This window comes from Streptomyces sp. NBC_00289, from assembly GCF_041435115.1.
In the GTDB taxonomy this organism is placed as follows: Bacteria; Actinomycetota; Actinomycetes; order Streptomycetales; family Streptomycetaceae; genus Streptomyces.
In genome coordinates, this window is record NZ_CP108046.1 from 7428045 (window position 1) to 7447439 (window position 19395).

Here is a 19395-nt window from a genome sequence, read left to right on the forward strand (position 1 = left end):
GCGCCGAACGCGGAAACCGGCGAACCGGTGTCGCGGCAGGCGACGCGAAACGTCGCCTGCCGCGGCACTGGGGTCTGTCGTTGCGATCAGCCCGTGGGCCCCGGCCTGATCCGGACGACGGGCCCTAGCCGCGGCCCGTCCGCGGCGTCTCGTAGGCACGGCGCGCGGCGGGTACGCCGTCGTGGGGTGCTCGGCCACCGCCGCGGCCCGGCGGCACCGCCGCGTCCGCCGTGTTGACCCGGGGCAGGGCGTAGGGATGGTGTTCGGTCAGCCAGCGGAGCATCTGCTCACGGACGGTGACCCGGGCCGTCCAGATGTCGTCCGCGTCCTTCGCCGTCACCAGGGCCCGCACCTGAAGGGTGTTGGGGGTGGTGTCGGTGACGTCGAGGCCGTAGGCGCGGCCGTCCCAGGCCGGGCATGCGCGCAGGATGTCGCGGAGTTTGTCGCGCATCAGGTCGATCGGGGCCGCGTGGTCGAGGTGCCAGTAGACGGTGCCGGTCATCTGGGAGCCGCCGCGCGACCAGTTCTCGAACGGCTTCGACGTGAAGTACGACACGGGCATCGTGATCCGGCGCTCGTCCCAGGTCCGTACGGTCAGAAACGTGAGCGTGATCTCCTCGACCGTGCCCCACTCGCCGTCCACCACGACGGTGTCGCCGATGCGCACCATGTCGCCGAAGGCGATCTGGAAACCGGCGAACATGTTGCCCAGCGTGGACTGGGCGGCGACACCGGCGACGATGCCGATGATTCCGGCCGAGGCCAGCAGCGAGGCGCCCGCCGCCCGCATCGCCGGGAACGTCAGCAGCATCGCCGCCACGGCGACGACACCGACGATCGCGGAGACCACCCTCATGATCAGCGAGACCTGGGTGCGCACCCGGCGGACCCGGCCCACGTCCCGGTGGGCGCGGGCGTACCGGCTGTACGACGTCTCGACGATCGCGGCGGCGATCCGGATCACCAGCCAGGCGGCGGCCCCGATCAGCACCAGGGTGAGCGTTCGGCCGATGCCGATCCGGTGCGGCTCCAGCAGCTTCGCCTCGTCGTAGGACCCTCTGAGCATGGCCGCGCACAGCACCAGCTGGTAGGGGATGCGGCCGCGGCGCAGCAGCTCCCACAGGGGAGTGTCCCGGTCGCGTGCGTCGGCCTTGCGCAGCAGACGGTCGGTGGCCCAGCCGATGAGCAGCGTGAGCAGAACCGAACCGCCGACCACGATCAGGGGTCGAAGTACGTTCTCCATGCCCTCGAACGTAACCGGCCCGGGCCCGGGACGAACCTGTGATCTCTGCGCGATTGTGGGTACGGGCGCCGGCCGCGGCTGTCGTACCCGGCTGGCACCATGGCCTCATGAACATCATGCTCTTTCACTCGACCTATGGCCTGCGGCCCGCGGTGCGCGCGGCGGCGGACCGGCTGCGCGCGGCCGGGCACGAGGTGTGGACGCCCGACCTCTTCGAGGGACGGACGTTCGAAACGGTCGAGGAGGGCATGGCCTTCAACGAGGAGATCGGCAAGGACGAGTTGCTGAAGCGATCCGTCCTGGCCGCCGCGCCCTACTCGGAACGAGGGCTCGTGTACGCCGGGTTCTCGCTCGGCGCGTCCGTCGCGCAGACGCTCGCGCTGGGCGACGAGCGGGCTCGCGGGCTGCTGCTTCTGCACGGGACCTCGGACATCGCCGCCAACGCCTCCGTGGACGAGCTGCCGGTGCAGCTGCACGTGGCCGAGCCGGACCCGTTCGAGACGGACGACTGGCTCACCGCCTGGTATCTGCAGATGGGCAGAGCCGGCGCCGACGTGGAGGTCTACCGGTATGCCGGGGCCGGCCACCTGTACACCGACCCCGGTCTGCCGGACTACGACGCGGAGGCCGCCGAGGCCACCTGGCGGGTGGCCCTCGGCTTCCTCGAGACGCTGTAGCGTCACACCGTCACACGGGGTCGTAGGTGCGCTCGACCTTCTGGGTGCCGGTGAGCGTGCGGTACGAGCGGGACCAGGACGAGGTCGCGGACGGCTTCGTGCGGTCGGACACCACGTAGTAGTCCATCTGCGCGCGGGTGGCGGTGATGTCCAGGACGCCGTAGCCGTGGCGGTCGGTGTCGACCCAGTGCACATGCCGGTTGGCGGCCCTGATGACCGGCGCGGCGAGCGCGGAGACCACGCCCTCGGGGACCTTCACCAGGTCGTCGAGGTTGTCGGAGGTGACCGAGGTGACGACGAACTCCGTGGCGGCCGAGGCGGACAGCGGATAGGTGCCGGCGTCCACCGGCACGTCGTTGGCCCAGGCCATGTGGATGTCGCCGGTCAGGAAGACGGTGTTGCGGATCGCGTTCGCGCGCAGGTGGGCGAGCAGCTCCCGGCGGTCGTCCGTGTAGCCGTCCCACTGGTCGGTGTTGAGGGCGAGGCCCTCCTGCGGCAGCCCCAGCAGCTTGGCCAGCGGCTTCAGCAGGTCGGCGGAGAGCGAGCCGATCGCGAACGGCGAGATCATCACCGAGTTGCCGACCAGCCGCCAGGTGGTGTCGGAGGCCTTCAGCCCGGTCTTGAGCCAGTCGAGCTGGGCGCGGCCGGTGAGCGTGCGGTCCGGGTCGTCGACCGAGCCGTTGCCGACGGAGACCTGCTGCGAGCGGAAGGAGCGCAGGTCGAGCAGCGAGAGGTCGGCGAGCTTGCCGAAGCGCAGCCGCCGGTAGGTGGTGCCCGCGATCGCCGGGCGCACCGGCATCCACTCGAAGTAGGCCTGCTTGGCGGCCGCCTGACGTGCCGACCAGGCGCCCTCGGCGCCCTCGGTGTGGTTCTCCGCGCCGCCCGACCAGGTGTCGTTGGCGAACTCGTGGTCGTCCCAGATCGCGATGACCGGAGCCACGGCGTGCAGGGCCTGCAGGTCGGGGTCGGTCTTGTAACGGCCGTGCCGGGTGCGGTAGTCGGCGAGCGTGAGGATCTCGTGGGCCGGTGCGTGCGGCCGTACGACGGTGCCGCGCGTGCCGTACTCGCCGGTGCCGTACTCGTAGATGTAGTCGCCCAGGTGCAGCCAGGCGTCCAGGTCGCCGCGGGCCGCGAGGTGGCGGTACGAGGAGAAGTAGCCGGCCTCCCAGTTGGCGCAGGAGACCACGCCGAAGCGGAGCCCGGAGACGGCCGCGTCGGCGGCGGGCGCGGTGCGGGTGCGGGCGGCCGGGGAGACGGTGTCCCCGGCGGAGAAGCGGAACCAGTAGTCGGTGGCGGGCTCCAGGCCGCGGATGTCCGCCTTGACGGTGTGGTCGGAGGCGGCGGTCGCGGTGAGGGAACCCTTGGCGACGACGGTGGTGAACGCCTTGTCCCTGGCGACGGTCCAGCCGACCTCGGTGTCCGGGCCGAGTCCGGAGCCGGGTATCGCCTCGGGGGTGGGCGTCACCCGGGTCCACAGCAGGATGCCGTCGGGCAGCGGATCGCCGGAGGCGACCCCGTGCAGGAAGGCGGGGGCGTCGGCGGCCGCGCGAGCGGGGAGGGCGGCGGCGAGCGGGCCGGCCAGGACCGCGGTGGCGGCCGCGGCCTTGACGACCGTACGGCGGCGCGGCGACAGCGAGTTGGCGCTCTCTGGCGCCGCGGGGGCGCTCTCGGATGATCTGTATCGACTGGTCACGACCGATCAGGTTACTGATCGGTATGCGGAAGAGCGGGCGAACTGGCAAAAGTTCGCCCGCTCTTCCCCCGGAGCTTCCCCCGGGGGCTCCGGGGTGGTTCGCCCCGCGGTCGGTCAGGCCTTGAGGGCCGCGCCGACCAGAGAGGTGAAGTCCGCCACCGTCATCGGGGGGTTGCCGTCGGAGGTGGAGAGGATCTTGCCGTTCATGACGAAGCTCGGGGTGCCCGTCACGCCGTCCTTGTTGGTGTCGAACGTCTTGGACATCGCCAGCGCCCAGGCGTCGTACGTGCCGCTCGTGACGGCGTTCTGGAACGTCTTGTTGTCCTTCAGCGCGGAGACGGTGTTCGCGACCTTGATGAGGTAGTCGTCGCTCTTGAACTTGTCGTCCGTCTCCTCGGGGTGGTACTTCGTCGAGTAGAGCGCGGTCTTGTACTCCAGGAAGGCCTCGTCGCTCACGTTCAGCGCGGCGCCCATGGCGCTCATCGCGTTCTTCGAACCCTCGCCGCGCGAGCCGATCTGGCCCTTGCCCAGCGAGTCGCCGTCGAGGAAGGTGCCACCGATGTACTGGATCTTGAACTTGCCGTCGTCGATGTCCTTCTGCACCGTCGAGCCGACGGTCTGCTCGAACTGGGCGCAGACCGGGCAGCGCGGGTCCTCGTACACCTTGAGGGTCTTCTTCGCGGAGCTCTTGCCGATGACCACCGTGGTGCCGTCGGTACCCGTGGTGTTGGCCGGTGCGACGACCTTGTCGTCCTTCTGGGACTCCCAGTAACTGGGCTTGTTGGCCTGGACGACGGCGTAACCTATGCCGCCCGCCAGCGCCAGCACGCCGACGACCGCACCAGCGACGAGGACCTGCCGCTTGGCCTTCGCGCGCTTGGCCTGACGCTCGCGCTCCACTCGCAGCCGTTCCCGGGCCGCCGACTTCGACGCCTGGCTGTTCCGCTTGCTCATGTTGGTGATCTCCATGGGGGACACGCACACCTCGTGTGCGGGATACGTATGGGGGACTACTGGTGCTCAAGGGCCTTCAGAGGAAGGCGACCGAGCACGGTGGTCCACGGCGTCCCAGGGAGTGGACGAGGATCCGGTCGCGGACGGCGGTCGTACGACGGCCGGGACGCGCGGGCCGCCGTACGGCCGGAGCCCGCCGGACCGTCACGGCGGCGACCGCCAGCAGCAGCGGCCGGAAGGTGGTGGCGGCCGTCGCGCGCAGGACCTGGGCCAGCGCGCGCTCGCCGCGGCGCAGCCAGGCGGCCGCGAGGAGCCCCACGCACAGGTGCGCGCCCAGCAGCAGCCAGGCGGTGGCCGGATCGGCGTGCGCCAGCAGGGCCGGGAGCCGATCGGTGTCGGTTCCGGTCACCCGGGCCAGCGGGCTGCCCACGCCGGTGCCGCCGCCGCACAGCAGGTCGAAGCCGACGGAGCGCAGCGGGCCGGCGACCGGGCCGCCCGCCCGGCCGTAGCAGACGTGCTGGCCGGTGGTGAAGACCGTGTCGGCGGCCAGCTCCAGCGGTATCAGCAGGGCGGCGATCCGCCCGAAGCCGCGCTCGCGGCCGGCGAGGGCGTACGCGACGCCGAACACGGCGACGGTGATCGCCGCCACCGTGTTCAGCGGCAGGGGGGCCCGGGACAGCAGCACGTGCGACGCGGTGCTGAGGGTCACGACGAATGCCGTGAACAGCGCCGCGCGTACGGCTCTGAGGTGGGTCCCGGATATGTCCATAGCGGAGGAGAGTGTGTCACGTGCTCCTGTAGGGGACCCCTAAAGGGACCCTGTGAGCGGCGGTCGGTTACAGACCCGGACTCCGTCCGTTGCGGAAGAGGTCCACGAACACCTGGTGGTCGGCCCGCGCGCGGGCGCCGTAACTGTGCGCGAAGTCCACCAGCAGGCCCGCCAGACCGTCCTCGTCGGCCGCGATCGCCGCGTCGATGGCCCGCTCGGTGGAGAAGGGCACCAGGGACTCGCCGGAGGTGTCGTCCGCCGCCGCGTGCATGGTGGCCGTGGCCCGGCCCAGGTCGGCGACGACGCCCGCGATCTCCTCCGGGTCGTCGATGTCGCCCCAGTCCAGGTCGACGGCGTACGGCGAGACCTCGGCGACCAGCTGGCCGGTACCGCCGAGCTCGGTCCAGCCCAGCCACGGGTCCGCGTGCTGCTGGAGGGCACGCTGCGAGATCACCGTGCGGTGGCCCTCGTGCTGGAAGTAGTCGCGGATCGCCGAGTCGGTGATGTGGCGGGAGACGGCCGGGGTCTGGGCCTGCTTGATGTAGATCACGACGTCGTTCTCCAGGGCGTCGCTGTGGCCCTCGAGCAGGATGTTGTAGGACGGCAGACCGGCCGAGCCGATGCCGATGCCCCGGCGGCCGACCACGTCCTTCACGCGGTAGGAGTCCGGGCGGGCCAGCGAGGTCTCGGGCAGTGTCTCCAGGTAGCCGTCGAAGGCGGCGAGCACCTTGTAGCGGGTGGCCGCGTCCAGCTCGATGGAGCCGCCGCCGGGCGCGAAGCGGCGCTCGAAGTCGCGGATCTCGGTCATCGAGTCGAGCAGTCCGAAGCGGGTCAGCGAGCGGGCGTCGCGCAGCGCGTCCAGGAGCGGGCCCTGGGCGGTGTCCAGGGTGAAGGGCGGGACCTCGTCGCTCTTGGCGCCGGTGGCCAGGGCGTGGATCCGCTCGCGGTACGCGCCCGCGTACACCTCCACCAGCTCGGTGATCTGGTCGTCGCCGAGCGCCTTCGCGTACCCGATGAGGGCGATCGACGCGGAGAACCGCTTGAGGTCCCAGGTGAAGGGGCCGACGTACGCCTCGTCGAAGTCGTTGACGTTGAAGATCAGCCGGCCGTTGGCGTCCATGTACGTGCCGAAGTTCTCGGCGTGCAGGTCGCCGTGGATCCACACGCGCGAGGTGCGCTCGTCGAGGTACGGTCCGCCACGCTTCTCCGCGTCGAGGTCGTGGTAGAAGAGGCAGGCCGTGCCGCGGTAGAAGGCGAACGCCGAGGCCGCCATCTTGCGGAACTTCACCCGGAACGCTGCCGGATCGGCGGCCAGGAGCTCGCCGAAGGCGGTGTCGAAGACGGCGAGGATCTCCTCGCCGCGGTGCTCGTCGTTGAGCTGCGGGACCGACATCGCTGGGTGCCTCCTGGTACGGGGGTGGTGCGTGACGTGTGGGACAGCTGTGGCGTCCGGACGGACGGGCCTCCGTCCCCTTCCAACGCGTGAAGGTATGCGGGAGTGCCCACCCCGTCGCCCGGCCGCCACCGCCCCTCATCGGGGCGCTGCGCGTCACAGTATCCGTCTCGGGTGTCAGTCCCGAGGCATAGACTTCGACGCTGTCCGCCAGACTGTCCGCAGCCCGTCGGACATCCGTCGATGCCTGTTCGCCCTGGAGGCCGCCGCCGTGTCAAAGCCGCCGTTCACGCACCTGCATGTCCACACCCAGTACTCGCTGCTGGACGGTGCCGCGCGGCTGAAGGACATGTTCAACGCGTGCAACGAGATGGGCATGACGCACATCGCCATGTCCGACCACGGCAACCTCCACGGGGCGTACGACTTCTTCCACACCGCGAAGAAGGCCGGCGTCACGCCGATCATCGGGATCGAGGCCTACGTCGCCCCCGAGTCCCGGCGCAACAAGCGCAAGATCCAGTGGGGTCAGCCGCACCAGAAGCGGGACGACGTCTCCGGTTCCGGCGGTTACACCCACAAGACGATCTGGGCGTCGAACAGGACGGGCCTGCACAACCTCTTCCGGCTCTCCTCCGACGCGTACGCCGAGGGCTGGCTGCAGAAGTGGCCCCGGATGGACAAGGAGACCATCTCCCAGTGGTCCGAGGGGCTCATCGCCTCCACCGGCTGCCCCTCCGGCGAGCTCCAGACCCGGCTGCGTCTCGGCCAGTACGACGAGGCCCTGAAGGCGGCCGCCGAGTACCAGGACATCTTCGGCAAGGACCGGTACTTCCTGGAACTGATGGACCACGGCATCGAGATCGAGCGGCGGGTCCGTGACGGCCTCCTCGACATCGGCAAGAAGCTCGGCATCCCCCCGCTCGTCACCAACGACTCGCACTACACGTACGCGCACGAGTCCGCCGCCCACGACGCCCTGCTGTGCATCCAGACCGGCAAGAACATCTCCGACCCGGACCGCTTCCGTTTCGACGGCACCGGCTACTACCTGAAGTCGACCGACGAGATGTACGCCATCGACTCCTCGGACGCCTGGCAGGAGGGTTGCGCCAACACCCTCCTGGTGGCCGAGCAGATCGACACCTCGGGCATGTTCGAGGCGAAGAACCTCATGCCCAAGTTCGACATCCCCGAGGGCTTCACCGAGGTCACCTGGTTCCAGGAGGAGGTCCGCCGCGGTATGGAGCGCCGCTTCCCCGGCGGCGTCCCCGACGACCGGCAGAAGCAGGCCGAGTACGAGATGGACGTCATCATCCAGATGGGGTTCCCGGGCTACTTCCTCGTGGTCGCCGACTTCATCATGTGGGCCAAGAAGCAGGGCATCGCGGTGGGCCCCGGCCGTGGTTCCGCGGCCGGCTCGATCGTCGCCTACGCGATGGGCATCACCGACCTCGACCCGATCCCGCACGGTCTGATCTTCGAGCGGTTCCTCAACCCCGAGCGCGTCTCCATGCCCGACGTCGACATCGACTTCGACGAGCGTCGGCGCGTCGAGGTGATCAGGTACGTGACCGAGAAGTACGGGGCCGACAAGGTCGCCATGATCGGCACGTACGGCAAGATCAAGGCGAAGAACGCCATCAAGGACTCCGCGCGCGTGCTGGGCTACCCGTACGCGATGGGCGACCGCCTCACCAAGGCGATGCCCGCCGACGTCCTGGGCAAGGGCATCGATCTGAGCGGCATCACCGATCCCGCGCACCCGCGGTACAGCGAGGCCGGCGAGATCCGCGCGATGTACGAGAACGAGCCGGACGTGAAGAAGGTCATCGACACCGCCAAGGGCGTCGAGGGCCTGGTCCGGCAGATGGGTGTGCACGCGGCCGGCGTGATCATGTCCAGCGAGCCCATCGTCGACCACGCCCCCATCTGGGTCCGGCACACCGACGGCGTGACGATCACGCAGTGGGACTACCCCCAGTGCGAGTCGCTCGGCCTGCTGAAGATGGACTTCCTGGGCCTGCGCAACCTCACGATCATGGACGACGCCATCAAGATGGTGAAGGCCAACAAGGGCATCGACCTGGAGATGCTCTCGCTCCCGCTGGACGACCCCAAGACCTTCGAACTGCTCTGCCGTGGTGAGACCCTCGGTGTCTTCCAGTTCGACGGCGGCCCGATGCGCTCGCTGCTGCGCCAGATGCAGCCCGACAACTTCGAGGACATCTCCGCCGTCTCGGCCCTCTACCGGCCGGGCCCGATGGGCATGAACTCGCACATCAACTACGCGGAGCGCAAGAACGGCCGCCAGGAGATCACGCCGATCCACAAGGAGCTGGAGGAGCCGCTCCAGGAGGTCCTGGCCGTCACCTACGGCCTGATCGTCTACCAGGAGCAGGTGCAGAAGGCCGCCCAGATCATCGCCGGCTACTCGCTCGGCGAGGCCGACATCCTGCGCCGTGTGATGGGCAAGAAGAAGCCCGAGGAACTGGCGAAGAACTTCGTCCTCTTCCAGGCGGGCGCCCGGAAGAACGGCTACAGCGACGAGGCGATCCAGGCCCTGTGGGACGTGCTGGTCCCGTTCGCCGGCTACGCCTTCAACAAGGCCCACTCCGCCGCGTACGGACTCGTCTCGTACTGGACCGGGTACCTCAAGGCGAACTATCCCGCCGAGTACATGGCCGCGCTGCTGACCTCGGTCAAGGACGACAAGGACAAGTCCGCGGTCTACCTCAACGAGTGCCGGCGCATGCGCATCAAGGTGCTCCCGCCGAACGTCAACGAGTCGGAGCAGAACTTCGCCGCGCAGGGCGACGACGTGATCCTCTTCGGGCTGTCCGCCGTCCGCAACGTCGGTACGAACGTGGTCGAGTCGATCATCCGCAGCCGCAAGGCCAAGGGGAAGTACGCCTCCTTCCCCGACTACCTCGACAAGGTCGAGGCGGTCGCCTGCAACAAGCGCACCACGGAATCGCTCATCAAGGCGGGCGCGTTCGACACCATGGGGCACACCCGCAAGGGCCTCACCGCGCACTTCGAGCCGATGATCGACAACGTGGTGGCGGTCAAGCGCAAGGAGGCCGAGGGGCAGTTCGACCTCTTCGGCGGCATGGGCGACGAGGAGACCAGCGAGCCCGGCTTCGGACTCGACGTCGAGTTCACGACCGACGAGTGGGAGAAGACCTATCTGCTCGCCCAGGAGCGGGAGATGCTCGGTCTGTACGTCTCCGACCATCCGCTCTTCGGTCTGGAGCACGTGCTCTCCGACAAGGCCGACGCGGGCATCGCCCAGCTCACCGGCGGTGAGCACGCGGACGGCGCGGTCGTCACCATCGGCGGCATCATCTCGGGCCTCCAGCGCAAGATGACCAAGCAGGGCAACGCCTGGGCGATCGCCACCGTCGAGGACCTCGCGGGTTCCATCGAGTGCATGTTCTTCCCCGCGACCTACCAGCTCGTGTCGACGCAACTCGTCGAGGACGCCGTCGTGTTCGTCAAGGGCCGGCTGGACAAGCGCGAGGACGTGCCGCGGCTCGTCGCGATGGAGCTCCAGGTCCCGGACCTGTCGAACGCGGGCACCAACGCGCCCGTGATCCTCAGCATTCCGGCCACCAGGGTCACCCCGCCGATGGTCAGCCGCCTCGGCGAGATCCTCAGCCACCACCGGGGAGACAGCGAGGTACGGATCAAACTCCAGGGGCCGACCAAGACGACGGTGCTGCGTCTGGACCGGCACCGGGTGAAGCCGGACCCGGCCCTCTTCGGCGACCTGAAGGTACTGCTCGGACCGTCCTGCCTGGCCGGCTGAGCGGCAGACGCGCGTGAGGGGCGCACCCGGCGTCGGGTGCGCCCCTCGCTTGTGCCTGGGCTTCAACGGCCCATATGCAGTTGTCAGTTGTGCGGTGACGCAGTCAACGGTCACCTAAGGCGAGTGAGTCGAAGGGGCGCGCCGTTGTCGGGAGCCCGAACGCGCGGAGGCCCGAAGGGTCGAGCACGATCGGGCTCCCGACAACGGCTCCGGCGCCCCGGAGGCGAACCGAGCCCCATGAGGGGAGCGTCAGTTGTGGCCGAAGCGCTTCTCGCGCCCCTTGCGGGCCATGTCGCCCGGCGTCGCCTGCGTGGCGCGGTGCTCGGCCTGCGTCTCCAGCGAGGACTGCGGGCTCTCCTGCTGACCACGCTCGGACTGCGGCTGTCTGCGTTCGCGGTTCTTGTTCTTGGCCATGGGGATCTGCCTCCTGTTGGGGGTCTAGGGGCCAGGGCCGCGACCAGACTCACATAGGCTGACAAGGAGCGCATTTCGGATAATTACCGTGTGTGACAGGGAATGTCGGGGAGCGATCCCCCGAAACGCCACGCCGAAGATCGAGTTCGGACCGTTAACCCCCGCGCTGTCGGGCAGACTCGAAGCAAGCCCGAAGCAAACCTCCCGGAAAGAGGGTGGATCGCGTGGACCGCTGCATCGTCCTGGTGGACGCCGGGTATCTGCTGGGGGCCGCCGCCAGTCTCCTCGCCGGGGAACCCTCCCGGTCACGGATCACCGTCGACCACCCCGCCCTGATCCAGGGGCTGCGCGAGCGCGCCGAGTCCGACACGGAGCGGCCCCTGCTGCGCATCTACTGGTTCGACGGGGCACCCGACCGCGTTCCGCAGCCCGAGCACCGCAGGCTGCGCGTGATGCCCCGGGTCACCGTCCGGCTCGGCGCACTGACCCGCAGCGACGGCCGCTGGGCGCAGAAGGGCGTGGACGCCGCGATGCACGCCGAGCTGACCGAACTGGCCCGCAACCGTGCCTGCTCCGACATCGTCCTGGTGACCGGCGACGGAGACCTGCTGCCGGGCATGATGGCCGCCAAGGAGCACGGCGTCGCCGTACATCTGTGGGCCGTGCAGGCGGCCGACGGGGACTACAACCAGTCCGAGGACCTGGTCGCCGAGGCCGACGAGCGGCGCGTCCTGGACCGTACGTGGATCACCAAGGCGGTACGGGCCAAGGACTTCGGCGGGATCTGCGCGCCGTCGCCCGTGCCACGGCCCGAGATCGCCGCGATCCTGTCCGCGCCGCTGCCCGAGTCCGGGCTCACCACGGCGCCCGAGCGGCAGGCCGAGGAGGTCGAGCACCCGTCCGCCGGCGCCGCCTCCGAGAACGGCGCGCCGGAACGCGTTCCCGCGGCCAAGGGCGTACCGACCCCGAAGGACCTCGCCGCGCTGCGGCCCCCCGGCGTCCAGCCCGCCCCGCCGCAACCCGCGTCCGCCACCCTGCGCTGGTCCTCCGACAAGGGCTGGGTCGACCGCCCCGGTGTCGCCGAGCCCGCCGAGGTCGCCTCGATGCCGACGCTGGCCCAGCTGACCACGGCCGAGCAGCGCTGGGCGGACCGCGAGGAGGACATCACCACCGTCGGCGGCGACCCGTTCGAGGTGGGGCAGGTCTTCGCCCGGCGGTGGATGGAGCGGCTGGGGGACCAGGTCCACGTGCAGAAACTGTCCGGGATGTACCCGCGGGTCCCGCACCGGATCGACGGCGAGCTGCTGCGGTACGCGGCCCGGTTCGGACTGCTCGCGCACAAGGACGACCAGATCGACGAGCACGACCGGTACGCGATCCGGGCCGGATTCTGGCGGGAGATCGACGTGCGGACGGCGGCGGAGCACGCACCTGTCGGCGAGTGAGATCTGTGCCGCCGGATTCACCGTTATGGACCGACCCGGGAGCGGGCGGGCGTTCCGGACCCCGTAGTCTCGGTTCTTGTGAGTACGCGCGCGGCACAGGCACTTCGGCACGGCGGCGATGTCGTGTGCGCGGTGCGCGGGCTGACCAAGACCTATCCGGCGGTGCGCGGCCGGCGCGGCACTCCGGCGACACCCGAGGTACGGGCCACCGACGACGTACGGCTGGACATCCGCCGCGGTGAGATCTTCGGGCTGCTCGGACCGAACGGCGCCGGCAAGTCCACCCTGGTACGGCAGCTGACCGGGCTGATGCGGCCCGACCGGGGCAGCGTCGAGATCCTCGGGCACGACATCGTGCGCCATCCGGAGCGGGCCGCACGCATCCTCGCCTACCTGGGGCAGGAGTCGACCGCCCTCGACGAGCTGACCGTGTCCCTGGCCGCCGAGACGACCGGACGGCTGCGCGGCCTGGACGTGCGCGCGGCACGGGCCGAGCGGGACGCCGTCCTGGACGAGCTGGGGCTCACGCCGATCGCCGGGCGTCCGCTGAACAAGCTGTCCGGCGGGCAGCGGCGGCTCGCGTGTCTCGCCGCGGCGCTCGTGGGGGAGCGGCCGCTGCTGGTCCTCGACGAGCCGACCACCGCCATGGACCCGGTGGCCCGGCGGGCCGTGTGGTCCGCCGTCGACCGCCGCCGGGCCGAGCACGGGACGACCGTCCTGCTGGTCACGCACAACGTCATCGAGGCCGAGACGGTCCTGGACCGGGTCGCCGTCCTCGACCAGGGACGGGTGATCGCCTGCGACACCCCCTCCGGGCTCAAGGAGCAGGTCGCCGGGGAGGTGCGGGTCGACCTCGTGTGGCGCGAGACGGCCCCGCTGCACGTCCCCGAGGTCGCCGCGTTGCACGAGCGGGCCGTCGAGTCCGGGCGCCGCTGGACGCTGCGGCTGGCCCCGGAGGAGGCGCGCGCGGTCGTCGCCACCGTCACCGGCGGGGCCGCCTTCGCCGCGCTGGACGACTTCACGCTGGCCACGCCGAGCCTGGAGGACGTGTACCTGGCGCTCGGCGGGAACCCGAAAGGGCTGGTGAAGGCATGAGCACGCGGGCCGTCGGATCCGTAAGGGACAAGGCGACTGCCAACGCGAGGAGGAGCAGCGCGACGTGAGTGTCGTACCCGCTGAGGTTCTGCCGGGCAGTGCCCTGGCCGTGGAGGAGAGCGCCGGGCGCGCCGCGGCCGAGCTCGGGCCGCGCGCGCGGCTGTGGCCGTCGCTCGCGGCCGTGTACCGGGCGCAGCTGTCCCGCGCGCGCGTGGCGCGGATCCCGCTGCTGTTCGTGGCGACCTTCCAGTCAGTCGGGATCATGGTCCTGATGCGGGGGGTCGTGGACGGTGGCGGCGAGGCCGAGTCGGTAGTGGCCGGGGCGTCGGTCCTCGTCGTGGCCTTCGTCGCGCTGAACCTCCTCGCGCAGTACTTCGGCCAGCTGCGGGCCAACGGCGGACTCGACCACTACGCGACGCTGCCGGTGCCGCCGGCCGCCGTGGTACTCGGTGCGGCGGGCGCGTACGCGTCGTTCACCGTGCCGGGGACCGTGGTGACGGCGGTGTTCGGGTGCGTGCTGTTCGGGCTCCCGCTGGCGCACCTGTGGGTGCTGCTGGCGGTGATCCCGCTGGCGGGCGCCGCGCTGTCCGGTCTGGGCGCCGCGCTCGGGCTGCTCGCCCCGCGTCCGGAACTGGCCACGCTGCTCGGGCAGCTGGGCATGTCCGCGGCCCTGCTGCTGGGGGTGCTGCCGTCCGACCGGATGCCGGAGGCCGTGCGGCTGGCCCGGGACCTGCTGCCCTCCACCTACGGCGTGGAGGCCTTCGCGCGGACCTTCGGACCGCATCCGGACTGGGCGTTCGTCCTGGGCGACCTCGCCGTGTGCGCGGGCGTCGGCGTCGTCTCGCTGGCCGTCGCCACCTGGGCCTACCGCCGTGCGGCCGTCCGGTGACGCGCCGCACAGGCGCGCCTGGCACGATGTCGGGGTGACCGCACCGTTGACTCCGCCTCCGCCGCCGCACGAACACTCCCCGCACCAGGCGTGGCAGCCGCCGGGCGCCGGGCACACGGCATCCGCGCCGCGGGACGCCTGGACCGGCGGGTACCACGACGACGGCCCCGGGATGAAGACCGAACTGATCGAGGCCGCTCTGGTCACGCTGGCGGTGGCGGTCTCCGGGGCGCTGCTCGGGGTGCTGTGGTGGTGGCTGGCGCCGCACGTTCCGCTGGTCGGCGAGGTGGTGAACAAGAGCTGGACCGTCTACCTCAAGGACACCGAGGGGGAGCAGGCGATCGGCGTCGACGGAACGTTCATCCTGCTGGGGCTGGCGTTCGGTGCGGTGAGCGCGGTCGCCGCGTTCCTGGTCCGGCGGCGCGGTGGAGTGCCGCTGGTGGTGGCGCTCGCGGTCGGGGGGCTGCTGGGGTCGTGGCTGGCCTGGAAGCTCGGCGTGTGGCTGGGCCCCGAGCACGACGTCATCGCCCACGCGAGGTCGGTGGGCAAGGGCGTGACGTTCTCGGCGCCGCTGAAGCTGGGGGCCAAGGGCGCGCTGCTGGCGTGGCCGCTGGGAGCACTGCTGGTGCACCTCGGGCTGACGGCGTTCTTCGGACCGCGGGACCCGGAGCAGCACGGCCCCTACCAGCAGGGTCCGGTTCCGAAGGATCCCTACGGGGCCCCGCCGGCCTGACCACCGGCCAGGCGGGGTGACAGCGGCCTTTCTCGCCGCGCCACCCGCGTCCTCCGGTCCCCTTCGACATGCCTTTCCCGCTTCACCCCGGGCGCGGTCGCCATCGGGGGCTCACGCCCGTCCGATGGGCGCCAGGACCGCTTTGGTGAGCTCGGCCAGGTCGCCGGGGGCCAGTTCGACCTCGAGGCCGCGGCGGCCCGCCGAGACGCAGATGGTGGGGTGCGCGGACGCCGAGTCGTCGAGGACGGTGGGGAGCTTCTTGCGCTGGCCGAGCGGGGAGATGCCGCCGCGGACGTAGCCCGTGGTGCGTTCCGCTAGGGCCGGGTCGGCCATCGCGGCGCGCTTGCCGCCGACCGCCGCCGCCAGCGCCTTCAGGTCCAGCGAGCCCGCCACCGGGACCACGGCCACCGTCAGCGCCCCGTCGACGTCGGCGACCAGCGTCTTGAAGACGCGCTCCGGTGACACACCCATCGCCTCGGCCGCCTCCTCGCCGTACGACGGATGGGCGGGGTCGTGGTCGTAGGCGTGGACGGTGTACGTCACGGCGGCCGCCGTGAGCGCCACGGTGGCGGGCGTGCCGCCCGCCTGCTGCTTCTTCGCCTTCTTCGCCATCCGGCCTGTTCCCCAGAAGTGAGACCGCGTCCGCCCGGACCGTGCCGGTCCGGACGCGGTGTCGGTTGCGACGTGCGGTCGGTGCGTGTGTCAGTTGAGACTGGTCGGGCCGCGCGTCAGCTCCGACGCGGGCAACGACGGCAGGTTACGGATGATCGCGGTCTCCGCGCGAAGGAGTTTCAGTTCGTCGCGCAGTCGGGAGGCGGTGTCGGGGGCCTGGAGGAGGCGTTGCTTGGTCGGGGTGTCCAGCATCATCGCGGCGGCCACCAGGTAGGACACGACGGAGGGGTCGTCCGGCAAATCGGCGCCCGTGGAGAGCGAGCGCTCCCGCGCCCCGGCCAGCCGCTTCTGGTACTGGCGGAAGGCGCGCAGCACCCCTTCCGCCAGGGCGCCGGCCTCGTCGCCGGGGTCCTCCGGCAGCTCCTCCAGCTCGGCCGTCAGGAAGGGGCCCGACGCGTCGACCGACACCAGCCGCACCCGGGTCGTGCCGGTCGCCAGTACCTCGAAGCTGCCGTCGGCCCGCTCGCGGATCGTGGCGGCGTCCGCGACGCAGCCGATCGCCGAGAACGCCTTGAGCGGGTCCGTGCCGAAGCCGGCCGCGGGCCCGCGCTCCGGCACCGCCGTCGGGTCGGGCAGGCCGGGCGCGCTCCGGGCCACCTCGTGGCCGTCGCGGATCGCCACGACGGCGAACCGGCGCGGTTCGTCCTCGGGGGTCTTGATCAGTTCGCGCATCATGGCGCGGTAGCGCTCCTCGAAGATGTTCAGAGGAAGCACGAGCCCCGGGAACAGAACCGAGTTCAGGGGGAAGAGCGGGAGCCGGACACTGGTCACGGCGCCAAAGCCTAGTGGTCGCCGGAGTGGGCGCGTCCGCCGCGCCCACTCCGTGGATGGCCCGGCGGTTGCGCGAGGCGTGCCGTGTGGATGTCGTCGCGCACGGTGAGGAACTCGCTCAGCGGGTCGTCCGACAGCCGGTTCCAGGGGAAGGACGTGGCGTACGGCCCGATCAGGCGCAGCTGATCGAGGGCGTCCTCCCGGCGGTCGAGTCGTATGAGGACGTACAGCAGCTTGTTGCGGATCTCGGCCGGCCAGGGGTCGGCCGCCGGAAGCCGGAAGGAGAGCGAGATCGCCCGGTCGGCCGCCGCGTCCAGCCGCTCGCGCGGCACCCCGGGGACGACGCCGTCGGTCAGACAGCCGAACGCGGCCCGGGCCGGCAGCGCCTGGACGAGTGAGTCGGCCGAGGCGTCCTGCGCGGCCCGCTCGGCGAAGTCGAAGCACTCGCCGTGCGCGTCGTGCCAGCCGGCGGCCAGGTACCGCAGGGCCGCCACATGGCAGCCGTAGTGGTGCGGGGCGCGGCGGATCGCCGCCGCCCACAGCTCCTCGAAGTACTTGTGCCCCGCCTTCGTGCCGCGCGCGTGGTCCAGGGCGATCCGCCACGGCACCGGATCGCGGACCTCGCCGTGCCCGGCGGCTGTGATCAGCGGGCTCACCTCGCGCAGCAGCTCGGCCCGGGCCGGGGACAGCCACGCGCGGTCCACCGCGAGCTGGGCGGTGACCAGCAGGGTGTCCGGGTCGTTCGGAGCGGTCGCGCGCCAGTTCTCCAGCCACTCGCCGCGCGAGGCGGCGAAGGCCGCCAGCCGCCGTACGTAGCGGTCGCGGTGCTCCCACTCGGCGCCCTCGCGGGTGGCGGCGAGCAGGGCGGCCGCGGGTGTGTGGTCGCCGCGGGCGGCGGCCACCAGGGCGGGTCCGAGGCGGTCGTCCGGCGCGTCGAGCAGGACCTCGTCGTCGCCGGTCAGCCCGGTGGCGAGGTGCGGTGGGGGGCGGTACATCCGGGCCGTGCGGATGAAGGGGGGCAGCAGAGCCATGGTGTTGACCATTGAAAGACCGCAGGTCAGGTACGCGCCAGCCGCTGAGGGCAAACCGCGAAAAGTTGTACGCGGTCCGGTCAAGGGACGGTAAAAGATGATGATTGTTCAACTAAAACTGGTCGACGGGTCGACCGGCGTCCCCGTCGCGGTCAGTTGCGTCGCAGCAGCCTCGTCGCCCCCGCGGCCACCGTCGTCGCCAGGATCCAGCCCAGCAGGACCAGCGCGGCGGCCAGCCACTGCCAGCCGCCGCGCAGCTGCCAGGAACCCGCCTGGCCGAAGTCGATGACCGGCAGCAGCAGGTCCAGAGCGAACAGGGCCGGGTTCCACACCGGGTGCGCGCCGCCGCTCGCCGGAGGAGCGCCCGCGTGGGCGAAGGCGAGCGAGCCCGCCGCCCACAGCACCGCCATCCACACGGCGGCCCGGCCCGGCCGGTATCCGTAGGCGACCGTCCAGTCCTGCACGTATCCCCAGAGCTTGGCGGCGAGCGGCAGGCTCTCGCGGCGGCGGCGCTGCTTGGCCAGGAGCACCTCGCGCGCGTCCTCGTCCTCGCCGCCGGTCCGCAGCACCGCCGCCAGCCGCTCGTACGGCTCCGGGTTGTACTCGGCGGTCGCCGCCGCCACCCACTCCACCCGCTCCGTCAACGGGAACGGGCCCTGCGGCACGAGGTTCTCGTAGCCGAAGCCGCCCATGTGCAGATTGCCGGGGCCCGGCCAGGCGCTCGCCCGGTCGACGAGGTTGACGACCCGCGCGCCCGACAGGACCACCTTGCCGCGCCGCGGCCGCTCCCCGAGGAAGCGCAGCTCGGGCACCTGGACGCGGCGCAGCGACAGCTCCTGGTCGTCGGTGAAGATGAACCGGGCCCGCTCGAGGTCGAGCGCGTCCCCGAACCGCCCGTCGTCCAGTCGCACCCCGCCCCGGCACTCGAACCGCTGGATCCGCGTCCCGCGCGCGGGGGTCGCCCCGCTCAGCATCGAGGCGCCGACGCCCGCCGGGGTCAGATACAGCGTGCGCCCGACGGTCAGCTGCGGGGCGTTCAGGGCGAGCGGGCCGTACGGGTTGGACAGCCGGGCGCCGCGCAGGCTCAGCGAGACGCCGATCTTGGCGCTGCGCAGGCTCAGCTCGCCCTCCGACTCGAGGAGCTCGGCCTGCAGGTCCTGGCCCACGGTGATGCCGTCCGCGGCGATCGAGCGGCCGCTGCGGTCGCGGTGGACGATCGCCTGGTTCATCAGCAGATCCGTACCGATGTGCGCGTCGGTGAGTCGTACGCCGTTGTGGAAGCGGCAGCGCGGCAGGTGCAGGTCGCCCTCGGTGTGGACCCGGGCAGCCTCCAGGCGCGGGACCGAGCAGTCCACCAGCCGCGCGGTCGTGAAGTGGGCCTCGGGCACCAGCACCTCCCGCTCGAACCGGCAGCCGCGCATCTCGACGTACGGCACCACCGTGCCGCCCGCGAGGTCCAGGACACCGCTGATCTGCACGCCGGCCAGCTTCAGGGAGGACACCCGGCCGGCGAGCGCGGGCGGGCCGTCCAGGAGCAGCCAGCACACGATGCGGGCCCGCACGGTCCGCTCGACGCCCCAGGGATGCCCGCCGTGCGGATCGTCGACGACCGTGTCCCCGCTGCTCAGGTCGTACACGCTGCCGTTGCGGAAGGCCTGCCACATGCCGGCCTCGGCGGCGGTCAGTTCGTTCGGCAGGTCCCCGCCGCGGATGCCGGCCCCCTCGTTCACCGCTCTCCCGTCCCCCTCGTGCGCCCATCGCCTCGCACAGGCGTTCATGCCCGCGGAGTGACGCCCGGAACACTA

16 protein-coding genes are annotated in these 19395 nt (G+C 71.3%); 6 read left to right on the forward strand and 10 right to left on the reverse strand.

All coding sequences use genetic code 11. The features are described 5' to 3' along the window. Positions 1 to 124: 124 nt before the first annotated feature. Complete coding sequence (locus OG985_RS33560) at positions 125 to 1243, reverse strand: mechanosensitive ion channel family protein (protein ID WP_371672103.1); 1119 nt, start codon at positions 1241 to 1243, stop codon at positions 125 to 127. A gap of 107 nt (positions 1244 to 1350) precedes the next feature. On the opposite strand from OG985_RS33560, the gene OG985_RS33565 reads away from it, so the two are divergent. After that, positions 1351 to 1920: a dienelactone hydrolase family protein gene (locus tag OG985_RS33565; protein ID WP_371672104.1), complete on the forward strand. Its 570-nt coding sequence runs from the start codon at positions 1351 to 1353 to the stop codon at positions 1918 to 1920. A gap of 10 nt (positions 1921 to 1930) precedes the next feature. On the opposite strand, the gene OG985_RS33570 is transcribed toward OG985_RS33565, so the two are convergent. The 4 genes from OG985_RS33570 to OG985_RS33585 form a co-directional block, all read right to left on the reverse strand. Beyond that, positions 1931 to 3613 (reverse strand): alkaline phosphatase, encoded by a 1683-nt coding sequence (locus OG985_RS33570; RefSeq protein ID WP_371672105.1) that lies wholly within the window; start codon positions 3611 to 3613, stop codon positions 1931 to 1933. Between the two features lie 114 nt (positions 3614 to 3727). Then, positions 3728 to 4567, reverse strand: a complete 840-nt coding sequence (locus OG985_RS33575) for a thioredoxin domain-containing protein (protein WP_371672106.1) — start codon at positions 4565 to 4567, stop codon at positions 3728 to 3730. 76 nt (positions 4568 to 4643) lie between these two features. After that, positions 4644 to 5336, reverse strand: a complete 693-nt coding sequence (locus OG985_RS33580; protein ID WP_371672107.1) for a hypothetical protein — start codon at positions 5334 to 5336, stop codon at positions 4644 to 4646. Positions 5337 to 5403: 67 nt separating this feature from the next. Beyond that, the gene (locus OG985_RS33585) at positions 5404 to 6729 is read right to left on the reverse strand and encodes a DUF2252 domain-containing protein (RefSeq protein ID WP_371672108.1); all 1326 of its coding nucleotides are present in this window, start codon (positions 6727 to 6729) and stop codon (positions 5404 to 5406) included. Between the two features lie 271 nt (positions 6730 to 7000). Between OG985_RS33585 and dnaE the strand changes: the two genes are divergently transcribed. After that, positions 7001 to 10540: a DNA polymerase III subunit alpha gene (gene dnaE, locus OG985_RS33590; RefSeq protein WP_371672109.1), complete on the forward strand. Its 3540-nt coding sequence runs from the start codon at positions 7001 to 7003 to the stop codon at positions 10538 to 10540. A 249-nt stretch (positions 10541 to 10789) separates the two neighbouring features. On the opposite strand, the gene OG985_RS33595 is transcribed toward dnaE, so the two are convergent. Beyond that, positions 10790 to 10954 (reverse strand): hypothetical protein, encoded by a 165-nt coding sequence (locus tag OG985_RS33595; RefSeq protein WP_371672110.1) that lies wholly within the window; start codon positions 10952 to 10954, stop codon positions 10790 to 10792. A 224-nt stretch (positions 10955 to 11178) separates the two neighbouring features. On the opposite strand from OG985_RS33595, the gene OG985_RS33600 reads away from it, so the two are divergent. The 4 genes from OG985_RS33600 (at position 11179) to OG985_RS33615 (ending at position 15116) form a co-directional block, all read left to right on the forward strand. Next, the gene (locus OG985_RS33600) at positions 11179 to 12399 is read left to right on the forward strand and encodes an NYN domain-containing protein (RefSeq protein ID WP_371672111.1); all 1221 of its coding nucleotides are present in this window, start codon (positions 11179 to 11181) and stop codon (positions 12397 to 12399) included. A gap of 123 nt (positions 12400 to 12522) precedes the next feature. Further along, positions 12523 to 13494, forward strand: coding sequence for an ABC transporter ATP-binding protein (locus OG985_RS33605; RefSeq protein WP_371674577.1), 972 nt, complete (start codon positions 12523 to 12525; stop codon positions 13492 to 13494). Between the two features lie 64 nt (positions 13495 to 13558). Continuing rightward, positions 13559 to 14383 (forward strand): ABC transporter permease, encoded by an 825-nt coding sequence (locus OG985_RS33610; protein WP_371672112.1) that lies wholly within the window; start codon positions 13559 to 13561, stop codon positions 14381 to 14383. A 34-nt stretch (positions 14384 to 14417) separates the two neighbouring features. After that, complete coding sequence (locus tag OG985_RS33615; RefSeq protein ID WP_371672113.1) at positions 14418 to 15116, forward strand: AAA family ATPase; 699 nt, start codon at positions 14418 to 14420, stop codon at positions 15114 to 15116. A 111-nt stretch (positions 15117 to 15227) separates the two neighbouring features. Here OG985_RS33615 and ybaK read toward each other — a convergent pair whose 3' ends face one another. The 4 genes from ybaK to OG985_RS33635 all read right to left on the reverse strand — a co-directional run bounded on the left by ybaK (position 15228) and on the right by OG985_RS33635 (position 19320). Continuing rightward, the gene (gene ybaK / locus OG985_RS33620) at positions 15228 to 15728 is read right to left on the reverse strand and encodes a Cys-tRNA(Pro) deacylase (RefSeq protein ID WP_371672114.1); all 501 of its coding nucleotides are present in this window, start codon (positions 15726 to 15728) and stop codon (positions 15228 to 15230) included. 90 nt (positions 15729 to 15818) lie between these two features. Continuing rightward, positions 15819 to 16559 (reverse strand): LON peptidase substrate-binding domain-containing protein, encoded by a 741-nt coding sequence (locus OG985_RS33625; protein WP_371672115.1) that lies wholly within the window; start codon positions 16557 to 16559, stop codon positions 15819 to 15821. Between the two features lie 11 nt (positions 16560 to 16570). Continuing rightward, positions 16571 to 17602: a hypothetical protein gene (locus tag OG985_RS33630; protein ID WP_371672116.1), complete on the reverse strand. Its 1032-nt coding sequence runs from the start codon at positions 17600 to 17602 to the stop codon at positions 16571 to 16573. A gap of 140 nt (positions 17603 to 17742) precedes the next feature. Beyond that, a complete protein-coding gene (locus OG985_RS33635) occupies positions 17743 to 19320 on the reverse strand; it encodes an oxidoreductase (protein ID WP_371672117.1) in 1578 nt (525 codons plus the stop codon). Positions 19321 to 19395: the final 75 nt, after the last annotated feature.